The following is a 19,067-nucleotide window of genomic DNA, read 5'->3' as shown; positions in this document are numbered from 1 at the left end:
TGGCCGCCGGACGGCCGCCGACGGCAGGGCACCTCCTCGAAGGGAGGTCCGCCTGATGTGCGGCCTCAGCGGTGAGATCCGGTTCGACGACGGCCGGCCGGACATCGCGGCAGTCGAGCGGATGACCGACCGGCTCGCACCCCGGGGCCCCGACGGCCGCGGGCTGTGGGCCCAGGGACCGGTCGCCCTCGGCCACCGCCGCCTGAAGATCATCGGCCTGTCGGAGAGCGGCGCCCAGCCCATGGCCGACCCCGGCGGACGGGTGGTCGGCGTCTTCAACGGCTGCGTCTACAACTACAAGGAGCTGCGGGAGGAGCTGCGCGCGCTCGGCCACCGCTTCTTCTCGGACTCCGACACCGAGGTCGTCCTCAAGGCGTACGAGGAGTGGGGCACGGCCTGCGTCGACCGCTTCTACGGCATGTTCGCCTTCGTCCTGGTCGAACAGGACAGCGGGCGGGTGATCCTGGCCCGGGACCGGCTCGGCATCAAGCCGCTGTACCTGGCGCGGACGCCGGAACGGCTCCGGTTCGCCTCCTCCCTGCCGGCGCTCCTGGCCGGCGGCGGCGTGGACACCTCGCTGGACCCGGCCGCCCTGCACCAGTACTTCAGCTGGCACGCGACCGTCGCCGCGCCCCGGACCGTGCTGAACGGGGTGCGCAAACTCCCGCCGGCCACGGTCCGGGTGATCGAGCCGGACGGCTCCCACCGCGACCACTGCTACTGGCAGCCCGAGTACACCCGGCGGCCCGAGCACGCCGGAATGAGCGCCGAGGACTGGACGGACGCCGTGCTGGAGGCGCTGCGCACCGCCGTGCGCCGCCGCATGGTCTCCGACGTCCCGGTCGGCGTGCTGCTGTCGGGAGGACTGGACTCCAGCCTCATCGTGGCCCTACTGGCCGAGCAGGGACAGAGCGACCTGGCCACCTTCAGCGTCGGATTCGACGCGGAAGGGGACGAGGAGGGGGACGAGTTCCGCTACTCCGACCTGGTGGCACGGCACTTCGGCACCGACCACCACCAGCTGCTGGTCCCCTCGGACCGGGTCTCCCGGGCACTGGACGGGGCGGTCGCGGCCATGAGCGAGCCCATGATGAGCCACGACGTCGTCGCCTTCCACCTGCTGTCCGAGCAGGTCGCCAAGGAGGTCAAGGTCGTCCAGAGCGGCCAGGGCGCCGACGAGGTGTTCGCGGGCTACCACTGGTACCCGGCCATGGCGGGCGTGCCGCGCCCCCGCGCCGCCGAGGCGTACATCGACGCCTACTTCGACCGGTCGCACGCCGACCTCGCCCGCATCCTGGAGCCCGGTCTGCTTCCTCCTCACGACGTCTCCGGCGACTTCGTCCGCGAGCACATGGCGGCCCTGGGCGCCGAGACGGCGCTCGACGCGGACCTGAGGCTGGACACGCACGTGATGATGGTCGACGACCCGGTCAAGCGGGTGGACAACATGACCATGGACTGGGGGCTGGAGGCCCGCGTGCCGTTCCTCGACCACGAACTGGTCGAGCTGGCCGCCGCCTGCCCGCCCGAGCTGAAGCTGGCGGACGGCGGCAAGGGCGTCCTGAAGGCCGCCGGACGCAAGGTGCTGCCGCGGGAGGTCGTCGACCGGCCCAAGGGCTACTTCCCGGTGCCGGCGATCAAGCACATGGCCGGCCCGGTGCTGGAGCGGGTCCGCGACGCCCTCACCGCCCCCGAGGCGAAGTCGCGCGGGGTCCTGCGGCAGGAATACGTCGCCGAGTTGCTCGCCGAGCCCAACGCGCACCGCACCCGCCGGGGAGCGAACACGCTGTGGCAGGTGGCATTGCTGGAGCTATGGCTGCAGACGCACGGAATCCGCTGACCGGCGGGCGCGCCCCCCGGGACGGGGCCGGACCGCCGCGGACCCGCCTGGACGGCGCCCGCCCGCCCCGGCCGGCGGGCGCCGCGCCGGCCGGGCCCTCGGCCGTCGGCCCGGCCGTCGTCCGGGCCGGGGACCTCCCGGAGGCGGCCGGCCGTCCCGGGACCGGGGACGCCGGGGCCGTGGGCCTCCCGGGCGGTTCGCCGTCCCCGGCCCCGAGCGACCGGCCGTCCCCGGCCCTGGACGACCGGCCGTCACCGACCCCGCAGGACGCGCCGTCCAAGGCCCTGGGCGGCCCGCCGTCCCGGGCGCCGCTGCCCGCCCCCGTACCCCTGCCACTGCCGGACGCCGCCGCGGCCCACGACATCCCCCACCTGCTGACGGCCCACGGCTGCTGGTACCCCTCCACGGACCCCGGCGGGCGGCACGTCGCCTTCATCTGCGACCGGACCGGCGTACCGCAACTGTGGACGGGGCCGGTCGACGGCGCCGACGCGCAGTTGCTGGACTCCGACCCGGACCCGGTGATCGAGGTGTCCTGGTCCCCCGACGGCCGCTGGATCGCGTACACCACCGCCCCCGAGGGCGGAGAGCACACCCGGGTGCTGTGTGTGCGCCCCGACGGCACCGGACGCCGCATCCTGGCCGGCGCCGAGCCGGGCAGCTCCGCTCACCTGGGCTGCTGGCGGCACGACGGCTCGGCCGTCGCGGTGACCGTCGCCGAGCCTTCCCCGGGCGCCGACGAGGCCGACGCGGACGCCGTGCCCTCCCGCGCCGACGCCGGCACGGCCCTTTCCTCCCATCCGCCGGGCTGGGCCGCGAGGGACGGCCGGGCCGTGCTCCTGGGCGGACCGCCGCCCGGGACGTCCGCGCGAGCGGAAGCCGTCCGGGCCGCAGGACCCGCCACGGGCGCCGACCGGCCGGCGCCTCTGACACTGTCCACCTACCTCGTCGACCCGGAGAGCGCCTCCGCGCCCGTGTTCCTGGCGAGCGAACGCGGCGCGGCCACCCTGCGGGTGTGCGACGTCAGCCGCGACGGCCGGCTGGCACTGCTGCGCCGGGGACCGCGGGGACGCCGGGAAGCCCTCGTCGTACGCACCGACGACCTGCGGATCACCTGCGCGGTGCCGGTCGCCGACGGTGACCCCTGGATCGGCGGATTCTCGCCGGACGGCCGGACGCTGTGGCTGCGCAGCGACCACGGCCGGGAGTTCGCCGCCCTGTACGCGGTCCGGCTCGACCCGCGCGGCACGCGGAGGGACCTCACCGTCGTCGCGGAACGCGCGGACTGCGACCTGGAACTGCTCGCCCTGGGCCACGACGGACGCGGCGCCACGCTCTCCTGGAACGTGCGCGGGGTGAGCGACCTGGAGATCCTCGCCCTCACCCCCGACACCACCGCCTCCTCCGGCACCGACGGGCAGGCCCCCGCCCCCGAGGCGCGGGACGCGCCGCTTCCGGACGCGCCCGGTTCCCCCCGTGCCGTACCGCTCCCGCACGAAGTGGTCACCCGCATCGCGCCCGCCCACGACCCGGACAGCCCGATCGTGGCCCTGTCCGGGTCGCAGCGCCGCCCCGGCGTGTGGTGGCTGCCGCAGGGCACGGCCCTGCGCACCCCGTGGTCCTCCCGCGACGAGGACGTGGCCCCGGGCAGCCGTACGCCCGTGCGGCCCGTGGCGGTGCGCCCCGTCGCCAGGGACGGCCTCACCCTCGGCGGCTGGTACTACCGCGCGCCGGGCCGCTCGCCCGGTGAGCCCGCGCCCTGCGTCATCCACCTGCACGGGGGACCGGAGGAGCAGGAACGCCCCGAGTTCAACCCCGTCTACCACGAGCTGCTCGGCCGGGGACTGGACGTCTTCGCACCCGATGTGCGGGGCTCGTCCGGCTACGGGCGCTCCTACGTCGACGCGGACCTCGGCAGGGGACGGTTCGCCGCCATCGACGACGTCGCCGACTGCGCGGCCCACGTGATCCTGGCCGGACTGGCCGACCCGCGGCGCCTGGCCGTGATGGGCCGCTCCTACGGCGGCTATCTGACGATGGCCTCGCTGGTGTGGCATCCGGATCTGTTCCGCACCGGTGTGGCGGTCTGCGGGATGTCGGACTTCGCGACCTTCTTCGCCGGCACCGAGCCGTGGATCGCGCAGTCCGCGGCCCACAAGTACGGCCACCCGGAGCGCGACCGCGACCTGCTGCGCTCCCTGTCGCCGATGAGCCGGATCGACGCGTTGCGGGCCCCGGTGCTGGCCGTCCACGGCGAGCACGACACCAATGTGCCGCCGGGGGAGTCGGAGCAGTTCGTCCGCGCGGCCAGGGAGCGCGGGGTGGAGGCGGAGCTCCTCGTCCTGCATCACGAGGGCCACGACTTCCGCAGGGCGGACAACCGCCGCCTCTTCCGCCGCGCGGCGGCGGACTGGATCGAACGCCACCTGGCGGTCTGAGACGGCCCGGGTCGGCCCGGGGCGGTCCCGGACGCGGCGCCGCCCGGCGCCGACACGCGGAGAGGGGCGGAGGCGGGGCCCTGTGATCCGCCGGCCTCCGGCGTGACCGCGGCCGGGCCGGGTACTTGCGTGGACATGGCCCGTCCTCTCCGTCCGGTGACGCCGCGACCCCGGCGGCGGCGTCCCCCGCGCGCCGCGCCCGGCGGGCGGGAAGCCGGTCTCCCGCCGTGTGTTCCGCCTTTCCCGCAGCCGTGGAGGACGATGCGATGACACCCGACGTGACGAAAGCGGCGCGGATGGTCGCGGAGGCCGTGGCGGACGTACCCGTCGAGGAGGTCCCCCGGCGGGTGTGCGCGGCGGTGGGCGAGGGGCTCGGAATGGACGGCGCCACCGTGTCGCTCCTGACCGACACGCCGTCCCGCCAGTTGCTCGCCGCCTCCGGCGACGCCGCGCTGCTGCTGGAGGAGATCCAGTTCACGGTGTTGGAGGGCCCCTGCATCACCGCCGCTCGCGAGGGTGAGCCCGTGGCGGTGGACGACCTGCGGACCGGAGTGTCGCCCTGGCCCCTGTTCGGGGCGAGCATGCGGGAGAAGCTGCCGCAGGTGGAGTCGGTCTACGCGCTGCCCGTCTTCTTCGGCGACTACGTCCTCGGCTCCATCGACCTGCTCGCCCTGCGCCCGCACGCCTTGGGGGAGGAGGCGCTGGACCAGGCGTCCCTCGTGGCCGACGCGGTGGCGGCGGCCCTCCTGCCCACCCGCGACATGATCGTCACCGGGGCCCGGGCCCCGGCCTGGGAGCCGGAGGAGACCGTCCGCGCCCACTGGTTCGACACCGCCCGTGCCGTCGGCGCTCTGACCGCCGCACGGGGGCTGAGCCCCGAGGACGCGCTGGCCCTCATGCGCGCTGAGGCCTTCCGCACCGGCGGGTCGCTGGCCGACATCACGCGGGACGTCCTGCGGGAACCGCCCGGGACGCCGTGACCCCGCAACCGGACGGATCGCCACGTGCGGCGGGCGGGGCCCGAAGGCCGGCCGACCCGGGCGGAGAGGACAACGTGACGTACCCTCCGGAGCCGTGGTACCTCGAGGGGCGGCTGTACGCGTCCGTGTGGACGGCGCCGCGAAGCGACGTGGCCGCCTCGCTGCCGCCGGAAGTCCGGCCCGTCACCCTGTTCGGCCGCGCGCCGGTGGTCACCGCCTGGGCCGTGTACGAGGGCGACGGCGTCCTGCGCTACAGGGAGGTCCTGCGGGCGGTCCTCGTCCGGCGGCGCCTCCGGCTGATGGCGACGGTCACCGACATCCGGGTGGACAGCGAAGCCTCGCGTGCCGGGGGCCGCGCCCTGTGGGGCGTCCCGAAGGAGCTCGCCGCCTTCAGGGTCACCGGTCACGGCACGTTCTCCGCGCGGGCGCGCGGAGAGCACGGGCCCCTGTGCGCGGCTCGGTTCCGTGCCCTCACGAGGGTCTCCCTCCGCGTCCCCGTGGCCTTCCACGTGGCCCAGACCCGCGGGGGACGGCTCCACGTCAGCCCGGTCAGGTGCCGGGGCCGGATCCGGCCGGCCCGCGCCTCCTGGGAATTCGGGGAGGCCGGCCCGAACGGCCGGCCGGGGCGCCGCCCGCTGCTGAGCGTCCTGTACGAGGACGCCCGCATGCTGTTCGGCAGGGACCCCCACCGCCCGTGATCTCCGCCCGGCCCACGGCCCGGCTGCAACCGCGCCGTCGTCCGGCGCCCCCTTCGCGGGAAAGGACGGTGCGCCTCCTCGGCGTCCGCGGCACGCGCGGGCCCGGACCGGACGGTCCCGGGACGGGCCGCCTTCCGGTCGGCTCGACGTACCGGCGACCATGCCGGGGCTCGTACGAGCCCCGGGGCCGTGGACGACCGCGTTCATCCGGGTGGCCGCGTCGATCGGGGAGACCAGGCGGACCGGCGCGCCGGTCCGGTCGCCGGCGCAGTGCTTGCGCACCTCGGCCCAGGTCCGGTCGGACACGCCCCGGCCACCGGGGCCGGCAGCATCCGGAGGAAGCACGCCCGCGGCGAGCACGGCCGGTGACCCCGCGGGCCGTCAGGCCGATCGATCGCAGGCTCCCACCGGTACCGGACCCCGGCGGCAGGCCCTACTCCGGTGCCTGGAAGCCGCCGATCTCCCGCTCGAGCAGTTCGGCCAGCCGCAGCGGGGTGCGGTCCTCGAACATCGGACCGATGAGTTGCACTCCCACCGGCAGACCCTCGGGCGACCGGCCCGCGGGTACAGCGGTGGCGGGCAGACCGGGCATGGTGGCCAGGCCGGCCCAGACGAGCTGGTCGAAGTACGGACGCTCGACGCCGTCGATGTCGATCCGGCGTCGCATCGGGTCGGGATCGTGGTCGTGCGGGAACGCGGGAGTGGGCGTGATGGGACACACCACGGCGTCGAACTCGGCGAAGAACTGCCGCCAGCCATGGCGGTGCAGCTCGCGGAAGCTGTTCGCCTCGATCCAGTCGCGGTGGCTGAACACCATGCCGCGCAGCCGCGCCGCGTCGAGACTCCGGTCGTCCGCGCCCAGTCGGGCGGCGCGGATCCGCAGTTGCTCGTACGCTTCGACGGGAAAACGTGCGACGGAGCCCGAGAACAGGAGCTGCGTGTAGAGCACCGCGGCTTCCGCCAGGTCGGGCAGCAGCGGACTGTACCGTTCGACGCGGGCACCGCCGTCGACGAGCGCGTCGGCCACCCGGCCCACGCCCGCCCGCACGGCGGATCCGGTGGGAAGGAGCGGATGCTCGTCGAGAACCAGGACCCGGAAGTCGCGGAGCCGCTCGTGCCGCGCGGCCGGCAGCGTCACATCGTGCGCCACCCCGAGCGTCAGCGGATCCGGCCCGGCCATGACGTCGAGCAGGAGCGTCAGGTCGCGGGCGGTGCGCGCCATCGGACCGACGACGGCGAGGTCGTGCTCGACCGGCAGGGCCGGTCCGGGCGGCGGGACCATGCCGCGGCTCGCCGCCAGCCCGAGTGTCGGCTTGTGCGCGTAGACACCGCAGAAATGCGCGGGGGTGCGCAACGAACCGGCCAGGTCGGAGCCGATGGACAACGCGCCGAATCCGGACGCCAGGGCCGCCGCCGATCCGCCGGAGGACCCACCCGACGTGCGACCGTGATCCCAAGGGTTGTTGGTGGTGCCGTAGAGCTCGTTGAAGCTCTGTATGTCTTGCAGCCCCAAGGGCACATTGGTCTTCCCGAGCACCACCGCGCCCGCGGCCTTGAGCCGCGACACCTGCACCGCGTCCTCGGCCGGCATGTAGTCCCGGTGCGCCGGAATCCCCCAGGTCGTGGGCAGCCCGGCGATGTCGTAGGACTCCTTGACCGTCACCGGAATGCCCAGCAGCGGCCGGTCCTCACCGCGGGCGCGGGCCCGGTCGGCACCGCGCGCGGCGGCCCGTGCACGGTCGAAGTCCGGCACGCAGATCGCGTTGATCGCGTCGTCGTCCCGTTCGATGCGGGCGATCGCCTCGTCGGTCAGTTCCGCCGAGGTCACTTCACCGGCGCGCAAGGCGGCCGCGAGTCGTTCGGCCGTCGGAAAATTCCATTCCATGAATCCGACCGTACTGACCTCCGGGACAGGCCATGAAATGTCGTTTCGCACAACGGAATGGACGGTTCAATACTCGTCATGTTCCGCTCGGCCGCAGACAATTCACCCGCCCCCGGCGACGCGCGGCGGAACCGGTGTCGGACCGGGAATTCAGGAGACCCTCACCGGACACCCCGCCTGCTCGGCGGGGCTGCGGATCGACGTACGCCCGGACGGCCTCATCGGCACCGGCGTGGACGCGCCTTCCCCGCGGCGCGGGCCGACCGCGAGCGGCGCAGGTCGTGGGGAGCGAAGGCGGGCGGCAGGGCCGGCGCGAGTCCACGCCGGAGCTCCGGCCGCGGAAGCCGGCAGCACCTGGCCGAAGGACGCCCCCCGTGGGCACGGCCGGTGCCCCCACGGACCGTCGGACTCCCGGATCCGGATCACCTGATCACGGACTTCCGCCGTGTCGTGCCCCCTACGATGGCCGCATGGCCGTCCCCTCCTCGCGGCATCCCCGTCGGCGTCCCCGGCCCGCCCCCGGCACGGAGCGCCGGACGCGGACCGGGACCCCCGAGCGCGAGCCCCACGGCAACGGCGCCCGGAAGGCCGTCCACCACCGCCCGGACCGAAACGGGACCGGCCCCTTTGGACGCGCGGGCGCGGCGCGGACCGGTCGGCCCCCGCGGAGCGCCCGGAACCCGGACGATCAACGCGATACCTGGAGCCCCCCATGCCCTTCCCCCTCCCCCTGTGCGGCGTCGTCCCACCGGTCCTCACCCCCCTCACCCCGGCCGGACGGGTGGACGTCCCCTCGGTGCGCCGGCTCACCGAGCACCTGATCGGGGCCGGCGTGCACGGCCTGTTCCTGCTCGGGTCGAGCGGAGAGGCGGCCCACCTCACCGACGCCCAGCGGCTGACGGCGCTGGAGGCCGCCGTGGACACCGCCGCGGGCCGCGTCCCCGTCCTGGCCGGGATCATCGACATGACCACGGCCCGGGTGGGGGAACGCGCGGCCGACGCCGTCCGCGCGGGCGCCGACGCGCTCGTCGCCACCGCCCCGTTCTACACCCGCACCCACCCCGTCGAGATCGCCGACCACTACCGGCGCATCCGCTCCATCGCCGGCCTGCCGCTGTTCGCCTACGACATCCCGTCGGCCGTCCACACCAAGCTGCCCCGCGACGTGGTGCTCGACCTCGCCGCCGAGGGGACGCTCGCCGGGCTCAAGGACTCCAGCGGCGACGAGGGGTCACTGCGCCGCCTCCTGGTCGACCCGCGCCGCCGCACCCGCGGTTTCACCGTCCTCACCGGATCCGAACTCACCGTCGACAGCGCGCTGCTGGCCGGAGCCGACGGCGTCGTGCCCGGTCTCGGCAACGTCGACGCCCGCGGTTACGTACGGCTTCACGAGGCCGCGCGGGCCGGGGACTGGACGACCGCCAGGGTCGAACAGGACCGGCTCGCCTCCCTGTTCGCGCTCACCGAGGCCGGCGACCCGGTCGCCATGGGGCCGAACTCCTCCGCGATCGGCGCCTTCAAGGCGGCAGCCCACCTGCTCGGCCTCATCGACTGCGCCGCCACCGCCGCACCACAGGTACCGCTCGGCCCGGCCGCCGTGGACCGCGTCCGCAGCCACCTCGCCGAGGCCGGTCTCCTCTGACGCCCGCGCCTTCCCGCCTCCCCCTCGACCCTTCGCCCCCCCTCTGCCCCGGAGCGTCCGTGAAGCCCTCCGCACGCACCGCCCCGAAACCCCCGCCCTGGTACCGCGAGATCGGCCGGGAGAAGGGGAAGTCGTTCTTCGCCGCCTGGCTCGGATACGTCCTGGACGGCTTCGACTTCGTCCTGATCACCCTCGTGCTGACCGAGATCGCCGACGACTTCGGCCTGTCCGCCGTCGAGTCCGCGAGCCTGGTCTCCGGCGCCTTCGTCACCCGATGGCTCGGCGGCGCCCTGCTCGGCGCCCTCGGTGACCGCTTCGGCCGCAGGAGCGCCATGGTCGCCGGCATCCTGCTGTACTCCTTCGGCACGTTCGCCTGCGGATTCGCCTGGGACTACACCAGCCTGTTCGCCGCCCGCCTGCTGGTCGGGATGGGCATGGCCGGGGAGTACAGCGCCAGCGCCACCTACGTCCTGGAGACCTGGCCCGCCCGGCTGCGCAACCGCGCCTCCGGGTTCCTCATCTCCGGGTTCTCCCTGGGCGGCGTCCTGGCGGCCGAGGTCTACGAGCACGTGGTGCCGGCCCACGGCTGGCGCTGGCTGTTCTACCTCGGGCTGCTGCCCGTGGCCGTCGCCCTGTGGGTGCGCCGGGCGCTGCCCGAGGCCGACGACTGGGAGGCGCGGGTGGGAGCCGCCGGAAGGCGGCCGAACCCGTTCCGGCCGCTGTTCGCCGGCCGCGCCCGCGCCTGGGCCAACACCGTCCTCGCAGCCGTCGCCACCGGCTCGCTCCTCGCGGCGTTCACCCCGCTCGGCGCCGGGGCGGTACCCCTGCTGTCCGTCGTGGCGGCGGCCTGCCTGACCGCGTTCGCCGTGCAGCTGGGCGGACGCAGGCGCTGGCCGCTCCTCGTCGCGCTGTGCGTCACCGTCTTCTGCGCGTTCCTCTACAGCTGGCCGGTCCAGGCCCTGCTGCCGACCTACCTGAAGACCGAGCTCGGCTACACCCCGGCGCAGGTCAGCGACGCGCTCTACTGGGCCGGTTTCGGCACCATGGCCGGCTGCGTCGCCACCGGCTTCCTCGGTGACCGGTTCGGCACGCGCAGGGCGTACGCCGGCACCCTGCTGGCCGGCCTCGCCTTCGTCTTCCCGGTCTTCGCCGTCCAGGACAGCCTGTTCGGGCTGGGCGTCCTGCTGTTCCTGATGCTCGCCTGCATGCAGGGCGTCTCGGGGCTGCTGCCCAAGTTCATCGCCGGGCACTTCCCGACCGAGATCCGCGCCGCGTCCCTGGGCTTCACCTACAACGTCGGTGCGCTGGGCGGCGCCGTGGCCCCGGTCCTCGGCGCGCACCTGGCCTCGGCGATGTCCCTGGGCCGGTCGCTCGCCGTCCTCACCTTCGCCCTGACCCTCGTGGTGATCGTGCTGATCGGCTGCGACGTCCCCAGCCGCCTGAACCGGTTCGCCGACCCCGAAGCCGTCCCCGACCACCTCCTCGTGGAGGCGGCGACGGCCACCGACCGGGAACTGCCGTCCCCCGCGGACCGCCCGCAGCGGGACACCGGCACCCGCCCGACGGACCACTGACCGGGCGGCACAGGGCGGCCGGTGCCGTGAGCCTGCGGCACCGGGCCGCCGGCACCCGTTCCCGGGCTGAGCACTTGCGGCGCAGGAAGGTGAGGGCGGGACCGGGTCCGCCGGCCCCGCCCCGCCGGTCCTCGGCGGCAGCGCGCCGAGCGCTTCCGCCGTCGCCGCCACTCACCGCGCCGAGCGCTCCCGCAGGGCCGTCCGCCACGCCGGGTCCGGTTCCTCCGCTCCGGCCTCCTCCCGCCGGCCGCCGCGCGCGAAGAAGTCGGCGAGCGGCAGGATGGCGGCGCCGACCGTGACGGCGTCCGGTCCCAGCATGCCGAGCTCGATGCGGACGCGGGCGGCCGGGTAGGCCAGGGAGTACGACCTGGCGTGGGCCGTCACGGAGTCCAGGAAGCGCCGGCCGAGCTGGAGCCCGGCCCAGCCGCCGACCAGGATGCGCTCCGGCTGGAAGAGGTTGATCAGGTCGGAGAACCCCGCGCCGAGGTACTCGGCGGTCTCCTCCAGCACGGCCAGGGCCGTCGCGTCGGGTTCCGGACAGGCCCCCGTCCCGTCCGGCGCCGGGTAGGCCGCGGCGAGCATCGCGGTGAGCGCGGTCTCCTCGTCCACGCCCGCGGGGGGCCGGCCGCCCGCCTCCGCCCAGCGCTGGAGCAGGGCCTCGGCCCCCGCGTACGCCTCCAGGCAGCCCCGCGCGCCGCAGCGGCACCGCCGTCCGCGCACCCGCACCGTCAGGTGCCCCCACTCCACGGCCCGGCCCGGCCGCACGTCGTCGGTGACGACGCAGGCGCCGACGCCGGAGCCGAAGAGCACCACCACCGCGCTCCGCGCGCCCCGCCCGGCGCCGAACCACATCTCCGCCTGGCCGAGCGTCTTGGCCCCGTTGTCGATGTAGTACGGCACGGACTCGGGCAGGAGCCGGGACTCGCGCAGCATCCGCTCCAGGGGGACGGCGTCCCAGCCGATGGTCTGGCCGTGCACGACGGCGCCGTCCTCGGCGGTGCCGGCCACGATGCCCGGCACGCCGATCCCGACGCCGAGCAGCCGGTCCACCGCGATGCCGGCCCGCTCCAGCACCTGGGGGACGCCCTCGCGCAAGTGCGCCACCACGACATCGACGTCGTAGCGGTCGACGCGGCGCGGGCCCCGGGTCTCCAGCGGTCTCTCGACCCGGGCCAGCTCGGTGAGGGCGAGGTCGAACAGCTCGATCCGCACCCGGGTCTCACCCACGTCGATGCCGATCATGTAGCCGCTGTGCGCGCTGACCCGCAGGAGCGTACGGGGGCGGCCACCGGCCGAGTCGACGCTGCCGGCCTCCTCCACCAGCCCCTCCGCGACCAGCTCGGACACCACGTTGCTCACCGAGCCGGAGCTCAGCCCGGTGGCGGGCCCGAGCGAGAACCGGCTGAGCGGCCCGTCGAAATACAACCGTTGCAGTACGGCGGTGCGGTTCTCCCGTCGCAGGTCACGCACCGTACGGCCGCCGCGCATACTCACCCTGCCCCTCGTCGTGAAGTCCTCACCGCAACCTACATGTGGCCGAGCCCTTGACGCGCCCTTCACATGGGGTTTAACTCACGCCCTGAATTAAGCGGTGGGGGATTTCGGGACGGGGCGTGGGGCGCGGGGCGTCGCCCCGGCCCCTTCGCGGGCGGCCCCGCCACTTCCCGGAAGGCCTCCGGAGCCATGGGCGGGATCCGGGCCGCAGCCGTCGGCGCCGTCGCCCCCGGCCGGGCGGCCCAGGCGCTGGAGGCCGACTCGGTACGGGCCGTCCCCGCGGAAAGGCCGCCAGGACCGCCCCGGCGGCCGTCCGGCCCCGCCGGCACCCCTGGTGGAGGGCGGCCTCCCCCGGATCGCGGACCTCGGGGGGCGCCGTAACCGGCGCCGTCGTTCGGCGTGTGGCGGAGGCCGTACGAGGGGCGTGTGCCGTAGCCGCCGGTCCGCCATTCGGCCCGCGGTTCCTCACCCCTGCGGGGAGGCGCGCCCGGGACACCGGCCGTACTCCCGTGTCGATGATCCGACGAACGCCGGACGGCTGCCACACTCACGTGCGATTCGATCAGGGAACGCCGGCCGGCGAGGGAGTCGACACGTGTGGAGCAGAAGGCGCTGGGCCGCGGCAGCCGCGGCGGGAACGCTGATCCTCGAGATCGTCTGTGCTGCCGGAGCACAGGGAGACGACGGCACGGGTTCCGGCGCCCCGCCGCGGGGGCCCGGCCGGACCCGTACGGTGCCGGTCCCGGACGGCCGGGACGGCACCGTGCTCACCGGGACGGACACCGGCCCCTTCAGCCTGCTGGGAGCCACCTGGGACGACCCCGACGCCCGGCTGACCGCGACCGTCGAGGTGCGCACCCGGGCCAGGGGGACGGACCGCTGGTCCGGGTGGCTGCGGCTGGACGGTGACGACGCCCGGGGGGAGGAGCCGGCACTGCGGGGCGGTACCGCCCCGGCGTGGGTGGGTCCGTCCGACGGCGTGGAGATCCGGGTCGTCCCGGACGCGGACGGCTCCCTCGCCCTGCCCGAAGGGCTGCGCCTGGACCTGATCGATCCGGGGCCCGGCGTCCCCGGCGGGACCGCACCCGTGCCGTCGCCGGTCGTCGGCCCCGGATCCGCCCCGCAGAGCGCGCCGGTACCGCGCCCGGCGATCGTGTCCCGGGCCGGGTGGGGAGCGGACGAGTCGATCAGCCCGCAGGCCCCCGGCTACCTGCCGGGCGGAAAGGTCGAGGCGATGGTGGTCCACCACACCGCCGGGTCCAACGCCTACACCTGCGCCGAGGCCCCGGCCGTGCTGCGCGGGATCCACACCTACCACGTGCGGCAACTGGGCTGGAAGGACATCGGCTACAACTTCCTCGTCGACAAGTGCGGCACGCTCTACGAGGGGCGCAGGGGCGGTGTCGACCGCCCTGTCCTGGGAGCCCACGCCTACGGTTTCAACACGCAGACCAGCGGCGTCGCGGTGCTCGGCAGCTACACGGACGCCGTCCCCGGCGCGGCGGTCCTGGACTCGGTGGCGAAGCTGGCGGCGTGGAAGCTCGGCCAGTACGGCGTCGATCCGGCGGGCACCGCCACGCTCACCGCCGGCGCCGCCGGCCGCAACCACGCCGGCGCGACGTGGGCCAAGGGGGCGAAGCTGAGCCTCCCGGCGATCCACGGCCACCGCGACGGTTACAACACCGAGTGCCCCGGCGCCCGGCTGTACGCCGAGCTGCCCGCCATCCGTGCCCGGGCCGCCGCGTTCATCGCCGGCGCCTCCTCCGGGGGCAGCCGGAACGCCATGGCGCCGATGGCCGCGGGCGGCGGCCCGGCCGGTTCCCGTCCCGGCTCCTCGGCCTGACGGCGCGTCGGCCTGACAGTACGTCGGCCTGACAGCGCGTCGATCCGGGGCGGCCGGGCGGTGCGGCGGTTTCGGGAAGTCTTGTCGGTTTCGTTGACGGAGCGTCGGGCGGGCTGCACGCTACCTAACGGTAGAACCGTTCAGTAACCCGGCGTTCCCCGTGTCGTCGCCGGTGTGCGGGCCGCCCGCGGGCGCGCGACCGCCGCCGACTGCCCGCCGGGCCCCGTCCGCACGCCGCCGGGCACCGCCGTGCCCGGATCCGGCAGGTCCGACTCCGAGGAGAGAACGGATGCCCAGACGCGCCCTCCGCCGTGCCCTGACCGCGGCCGTCACCGCCGCCTGCGCGGTGGCCATCGGCCTGGCCGGTCCCCCCGCACAGGCCGCCGACCCCCTGCCGTACGTCGCCCTCGGCGACAGCTACAGCGCGGGCTCCGGCATCCTCCCCGTCGACCTGCGAGCACCGTTGCCCTGCATGCGGTCCACGCTCAACTACCCCCGCGTCATAGCCGCCCGCACCGGCGCCGCCCTCACGGACGTCACCTGCGGCGGCGCCCGGACCGCGCACTTCTCCACGGCCCAGTACCCGGGTGTCCCCCCGCAACTCGACGCCGTGCGCGGCGGCACCCGGCTGGTGACCCTGACGATCGGCGGCAACGACGACAACACCTTCATCGGCGCCCTGCTGGCCTGCGGCACGGCCGGCATCGCCACCGGCGGTCACGGCAGCCCCTGCAAGACCCTGTACGGCAGCACGTTCGCCGACCGGATCGACGACAGCACCTACCCGGCCGTGAAGGCCGCCCTCCGAAAGATCCGGGCCAAGGCCCCCGACGCGCGGGTCGCCGTCCTCGGTTACCCGTGGATCCTGCCGCCCGTCGCCGAGCCGTCCTGCTACGCCAGGATGCCGATCGCCTCCGGTGACGTGCCCTACCTGCGCGGCATCCAGGCGCGCCTCAACGAGGCCATCGCACGTGCCGCCCGCGAGACCGGCGCCACGTACGTGGACTTCTCCCGGACCTCCGAGGGGCACGACGCCTGCCGGTCCGGCTCCACCCGCTGGGTGGAGCCCCTGCTCTTCGGGACCAACGTGGTTCCCGTCCACCCCAACGCTCTGGGCGAGAGCCGGATGGCGCAGCAGACGCTGGCGGTTCTGGGACTCGGCTGACCCGTGCCGCGGGGGCCGGTCCCCCCGGAGCCGGTGCCGCGCCCCGCCGCCGGGCGGGCGGGAACGCCCGGGCGGTGGTCCGCCGCCGCGGCGGACGACGGGGCAGGGGCCGCCGCGACCCGTCCGCCACGGAGGCGGTGACGGGCAGGGCGCCGGCCCTCTGGGCGCGCGGCGCCGCACGGCGGAGCAGGGCGCGCCCCGGCGGAATCGGCTGTTGACCCCGGTCTCACCTTCCGTTCTCCCGGGAATCACCTTCCCCCGTTAAAAAGCGGAACGTGTCATTCCCCAACCGCCGCCGCTTCCTGTCCGCCACCGGCTTCACGGTCGTCGCGGTCACCTCCCCCCTGACCGCCCTGCGCGCCACCGCGGTCCCCGAGCCCGGCGAGGTATTCGGCCACGGCGTGGCGTCGGGCGACCCGCTGCCCGACGCCGTCGTCCTGTGGACCCGGGTCACCCCCACCCCCGAGGCGCAGCCCGGCTCGGGAACGGGCCCCACCGTCCCCGTGCGCTGGGAGGTCGCCGCCGACCGCGAGTTCCGCCGCGTCGTCCGACGCGGCTCGGCCACCGCCGGCCCGCAGGGCGACCACACGGTCAAGGTCGACGTCGACGGCCTCGACGCGGCCACCACGTACTGGTACCGCTTCGTCTGCGAGGGCCGGACCTCCCCCGTCGGCCGTACCCGGACCGCGCCGGCCCCCGGCGCGGCGGTGTCCTCGCTCCGCTTCGGCGTCGTCTCCTGCGCCAACTACATGGCCGGCTTCTTCTCGGCCTACCGCCACCTGGCCGCGCGTTCGGACCTGGACGCGGTGCTGCACCTGGGCGACTACCTCTACGAGTACGCGGACGGCGAGTACGGTCCGGGCTCGGAGATCGGACGCGCGCACGACCCGGACAAGGAGATGGTGACCCTCTCCGACTACCGTCGCCGCCACGCCCAGTACAAGGCCGACCCCGACCTGCGGGCCCTGCACGCCGCCGCCCCCTTCGTCGTCACCTGGGACGACCACGAGTCCGCCAACGACGCGTGGTCCGGCGGGGCGGAGAACCACACGCCCGGCACCGAGGGCGACTGGCAGGCCCGCCGGGCCGCCGCCCGCCGGGCCTGGGGCGAGTGGATGCCGGTGCGCGAACCCGACCCGCGCCGCCTCTACCGCCGCCTCTCCTTCGGCTCCCTGGCCGACCTGTCCATGCTCGACCTGCGCAGCTACCGCAGCAAGCAGGTCGACGACCGGGACCTCGACGCCGTCGGCGACCCCGCGCGCACCATCACCGGTGACGAGCAGATGCGCTGGCTCAAGGACGGCCTCGCCACCACGCGGGCGCGCTGGAAGCTCGTCGGCAACCCGGTGATGATCGCCCCCGTCCTCTTCCCGCCGCTGCCGGAGGGGATCGCCAGGCCGCTCGCCGACATGACGGGCTTGCTGCCGCCCGAGGGAGTGCCGTACAACGTCGACCAGTGGGACGGTTACACCGCCGACCGCCGCGAGCTCCTGTCCCACCTGCACGACAACGGCATCGACGACACCGTCTTCCTCACCGGCGACATCCACTCGTCCTGGGCCGCCGACCTCCCGCTGGACGCCGGCGCGTACCCGACGGCACCCTCGGTCGCCACCGAGCTGGTGTGCACGTCCGTCACCTCGGACAACCTGGACGAGATCACCGGGTCCGAACCGCGCACCACCTCGATCGCCGTCGAGGAGTCGATCAAGGCCGCCAACCGGCACGTCAAGATGGTGGAGTTCGACTCGCACGGCTACTCCCTGCTCGAAGTCACCCCCGAGCGCGTCCAGATGGACTGGGTCTACATCAGTGACCCCGTCGACCCGGACGCCCGCCCGCGCCGCGCCGCCGGCTGGCAGGTGGAGGCCGGCAGCAACCGCGTCACCCCCGCCGCCATCCCGCTCGCCGACTGACCCGCTCCCGTCCGCGGCCCGTCCGGCCCCAGCCGGACGGGCCGCCCCCTCCGCACGCTCCTGGAGACGCCCCATGCCCCGCCACCACGCACACCCCGGTCCCTCCCGACGCAAGGTCCTGGCCACCGTGGCCGGCGGGGCGGGCGGCGTCGTCCTCGGCGGCGTCGGCGTGCGGACGGCCACCGCCGGCCCGCCCGGCCCCCGGCTGCGCACCTACGTCCTGGTCGTCGACGGGTGCCGCCCGGACGAGATACGCCCCGTCCTCATGCCGCGGCTGTCGAAGCTGCGCGACGAGGGCACCACGTACCCGGCCGCGCAGTCGCTGCCGGTGATGGAGACCATCCCCAACCACGTGATGATGATGACGGGCGTGCGCCCCGACCGCTCCCAGGTGCCCGCCAACTCCGTGTACGACCCCGCCGAGCGGGCCGTGCGCGACCTGGACCGACCGACGGACCTGCGGGCGACGACCGTCTTCGAACTGCTGCGCGCCAAGGGCCTCACCAGCGGCACCGTGCTCTCCAAGCGCTACCTGCACGGCATCTTCGGCACCCGCGCCGACGTCCGGTGGAAGCCGGAGCCGCTCGTGCCGGTCACCGGGCACGCCCCGGACTCCTTCACCGCGGACGCGGCCATCGCCGTGATCGACGGCTCCGACCCGGACCTGGTGTTCGTGAACTTCGGCGACGTGGACCGGGTCGGCCACAGCGACGTCAGCGGCACGACGGTGGAGGCCGCCCGCAAGAGCGCGCTCGCCGCCACCGACCACCAGGTCGGACGCCTGGTCGACCACCTCGTGGAGACGGGCAGGTGGTCGACGAGCGTGGTCCTCGTGCTCGCCGACCACTCCATGGACTGGTCGCTCCCCACCGCGATGGTCACCCTCGCCCCCGTCCTCGACGCCGACCCGCTGCTGAGGGACCGGTACGCCATCGCCCAGAACGGCGGGGCCGACCTGCTCTACTGGACGGGACCGGAGGACTCCAGGAACCGGGCCGTCGCCCGGATGCGGGAGCTGGTCGCGGCGCAGGAGGGCGTGCTGTCGGTGCACGCCCCCGAGGAACTGCGCCTGGGCGACCGGGCCGGGGACCTCGTCGCGTACGCCCGCCCCGGTTACCGCTTCAGCGACCCGCGCCCGTACTCCAACCCCATCCCCGGCAACCACGGGCACCCGGCGACCCTGCCCATCCCCTTCTTCGTCTCCGGCGGCGCGCCCCTCGTCCGCCGAGGCCGGGTGAGCGACGCCCCGGCCCGCACGGTCGACGTGGCCCCGACGATCGCCGCCCTGTACGGGTTGCGCGCCCCCTCCGGCGGCTGGGACGGCACCGCCCGCACCGACGCCTTCGACCGGGCCGCGGGGTAGGCGTGCGCCGCGAGGGAGCCGGTGGCGACCGGCCGGGGCGTCCCCGATGCCCCGCTCCGGGCCGCGGGCCGGCGAGGACGCCGCCGTGACGGGGCGGGTGCGCCCGGGGCACGGAGTCCGCCGCACAGGATTGCGCCGGGACCGACCCGGGTACGCGAGGCAGGACCATGTCCGGACCGATCGTCCTCCGGACGGGCCGTACGACCGTGCCCCGGCCGTCACCGCGCGG

General features: G+C 75.1%; 12 protein-coding genes. 10 read left to right on the top strand and 2 right to left on the bottom strand.

The genetic code is table 11. The features are described from left to right. Nucleotides 1-55: 55 nt before the first annotated feature. The 4 genes from ACSU6Z_RS02165 to ACSU6Z_RS02150 all read left to right on the top strand — a co-directional run bounded on the left by ACSU6Z_RS02165 (nucleotide 56) and on the right by ACSU6Z_RS02150 (nucleotide 5,956). On the top strand, nucleotides 56-1,840 hold the full coding sequence (locus ACSU6Z_RS02165; protein WP_437042302.1) for an N-acetylglutaminylglutamine amidotransferase: 1,785 nt from the start codon (nucleotides 56-58) through the stop codon (nucleotides 1,838-1,840). Continuing rightward, the gene (locus ACSU6Z_RS02160) at nucleotides 1,813-4,278 is read left to right on the top strand and encodes a S9 family peptidase (RefSeq protein ID WP_437042300.1); all 2,466 of its coding nucleotides are present in this window, start codon (nucleotides 1,813-1,815) and stop codon (nucleotides 4,276-4,278) included. The genes ACSU6Z_RS02165 and ACSU6Z_RS02160 overlap by 28 nt, the downstream gene beginning before the upstream one ends. 266 nt (nucleotides 4,279-4,544) lie before the next feature. Further along, complete coding sequence (locus tag ACSU6Z_RS02155; protein ID WP_437042298.1) at nucleotides 4,545-5,258, top strand: GAF and ANTAR domain-containing protein; 714 nt, start codon at nucleotides 4,545-4,547, stop codon at nucleotides 5,256-5,258. Nucleotides 5,259-5,332: 74 nt separating this feature from the next. Then, complete coding sequence (locus ACSU6Z_RS02150) at nucleotides 5,333-5,956, top strand: acetoacetate decarboxylase family protein (RefSeq protein WP_437042296.1); 624 nt, start codon at nucleotides 5,333-5,335, stop codon at nucleotides 5,954-5,956. Between the two features lie 433 nt (nucleotides 5,957-6,389). Here the strand turns inward: ACSU6Z_RS02150 and ACSU6Z_RS02145 are convergent, their stop codons facing one another. Then, a complete protein-coding gene (locus ACSU6Z_RS02145; protein WP_437042294.1) occupies nucleotides 6,390-7,841 on the bottom strand; it encodes an amidase in 1,452 nt (483 codons plus the stop codon). A gap of 712 nt (nucleotides 7,842-8,553) precedes the next feature. On the opposite strand from ACSU6Z_RS02145, the gene ACSU6Z_RS02140 reads away from it, so the two are divergent. Continuing rightward, nucleotides 8,554-9,483: a dihydrodipicolinate synthase family protein gene (locus ACSU6Z_RS02140; protein ID WP_437042292.1), complete on the top strand. Its 930-nt coding sequence runs from the start codon at nucleotides 8,554-8,556 to the stop codon at nucleotides 9,481-9,483. 59 nt (nucleotides 9,484-9,542) lie between these two features. Then, on the top strand, nucleotides 9,543-11,057 hold the full coding sequence (locus tag ACSU6Z_RS02135; protein ID WP_437042290.1) for a sialate:H+ symport family MFS transporter: 1,515 nt from the start codon (nucleotides 9,543-9,545) through the stop codon (nucleotides 11,055-11,057). A 171-nt stretch (nucleotides 11,058-11,228) separates the two neighbouring features. Here the strand turns inward: ACSU6Z_RS02135 and ACSU6Z_RS02130 are convergent, their stop codons facing one another. Then, nucleotides 11,229-12,551 (bottom strand): ROK family protein, encoded by a 1,323-nt coding sequence (locus ACSU6Z_RS02130; protein WP_437042288.1) that lies wholly within the window; start codon nucleotides 12,549-12,551, stop codon nucleotides 11,229-11,231. Between the two features lie 595 nt (nucleotides 12,552-13,146). On the opposite strand from ACSU6Z_RS02130, the gene ACSU6Z_RS02125 reads away from it, so the two are divergent. From ACSU6Z_RS02125 to ACSU6Z_RS02110, 4 genes are all read left to right on the top strand, one after another. After that, complete coding sequence (locus ACSU6Z_RS02125) at nucleotides 13,147-14,394, top strand: peptidoglycan recognition protein family protein (protein ID WP_437042286.1); 1,248 nt, start codon at nucleotides 13,147-13,149, stop codon at nucleotides 14,392-14,394. A 289-nt stretch (nucleotides 14,395-14,683) separates the two neighbouring features. Further along, a complete protein-coding gene (locus tag ACSU6Z_RS02120; RefSeq protein WP_437042284.1) occupies nucleotides 14,684-15,559 on the top strand; it encodes an SGNH/GDSL hydrolase family protein in 876 nt (291 codons plus the stop codon). A 275-nt stretch (nucleotides 15,560-15,834) separates the two neighbouring features. Then, the gene (locus tag ACSU6Z_RS02115; RefSeq protein WP_437042282.1) at nucleotides 15,835-17,475 is read left to right on the top strand and encodes an alkaline phosphatase D family protein; all 1,641 of its coding nucleotides are present in this window, start codon (nucleotides 15,835-15,837) and stop codon (nucleotides 17,473-17,475) included. A gap of 73 nt (nucleotides 17,476-17,548) precedes the next feature. Beyond that, a complete protein-coding gene (locus ACSU6Z_RS02110; RefSeq protein ID WP_437042281.1) occupies nucleotides 17,549-18,838 on the top strand; it encodes an alkaline phosphatase family protein in 1,290 nt (429 codons plus the stop codon). Nucleotides 18,839-19,067 lie beyond the last annotated feature (229 nt).

It is taken from the genome of Streptomyces sp. enrichment culture, assembly GCF_964273145.1.
Lineage (GTDB): Bacteria > Actinomycetota > Actinomycetes > Streptomycetales > Streptomycetaceae > Streptomyces.
The sequence above is the reverse complement of the archived record's forward strand: the minus strand, read 5'-3'. Positions and strand labels throughout refer to the sequence as shown.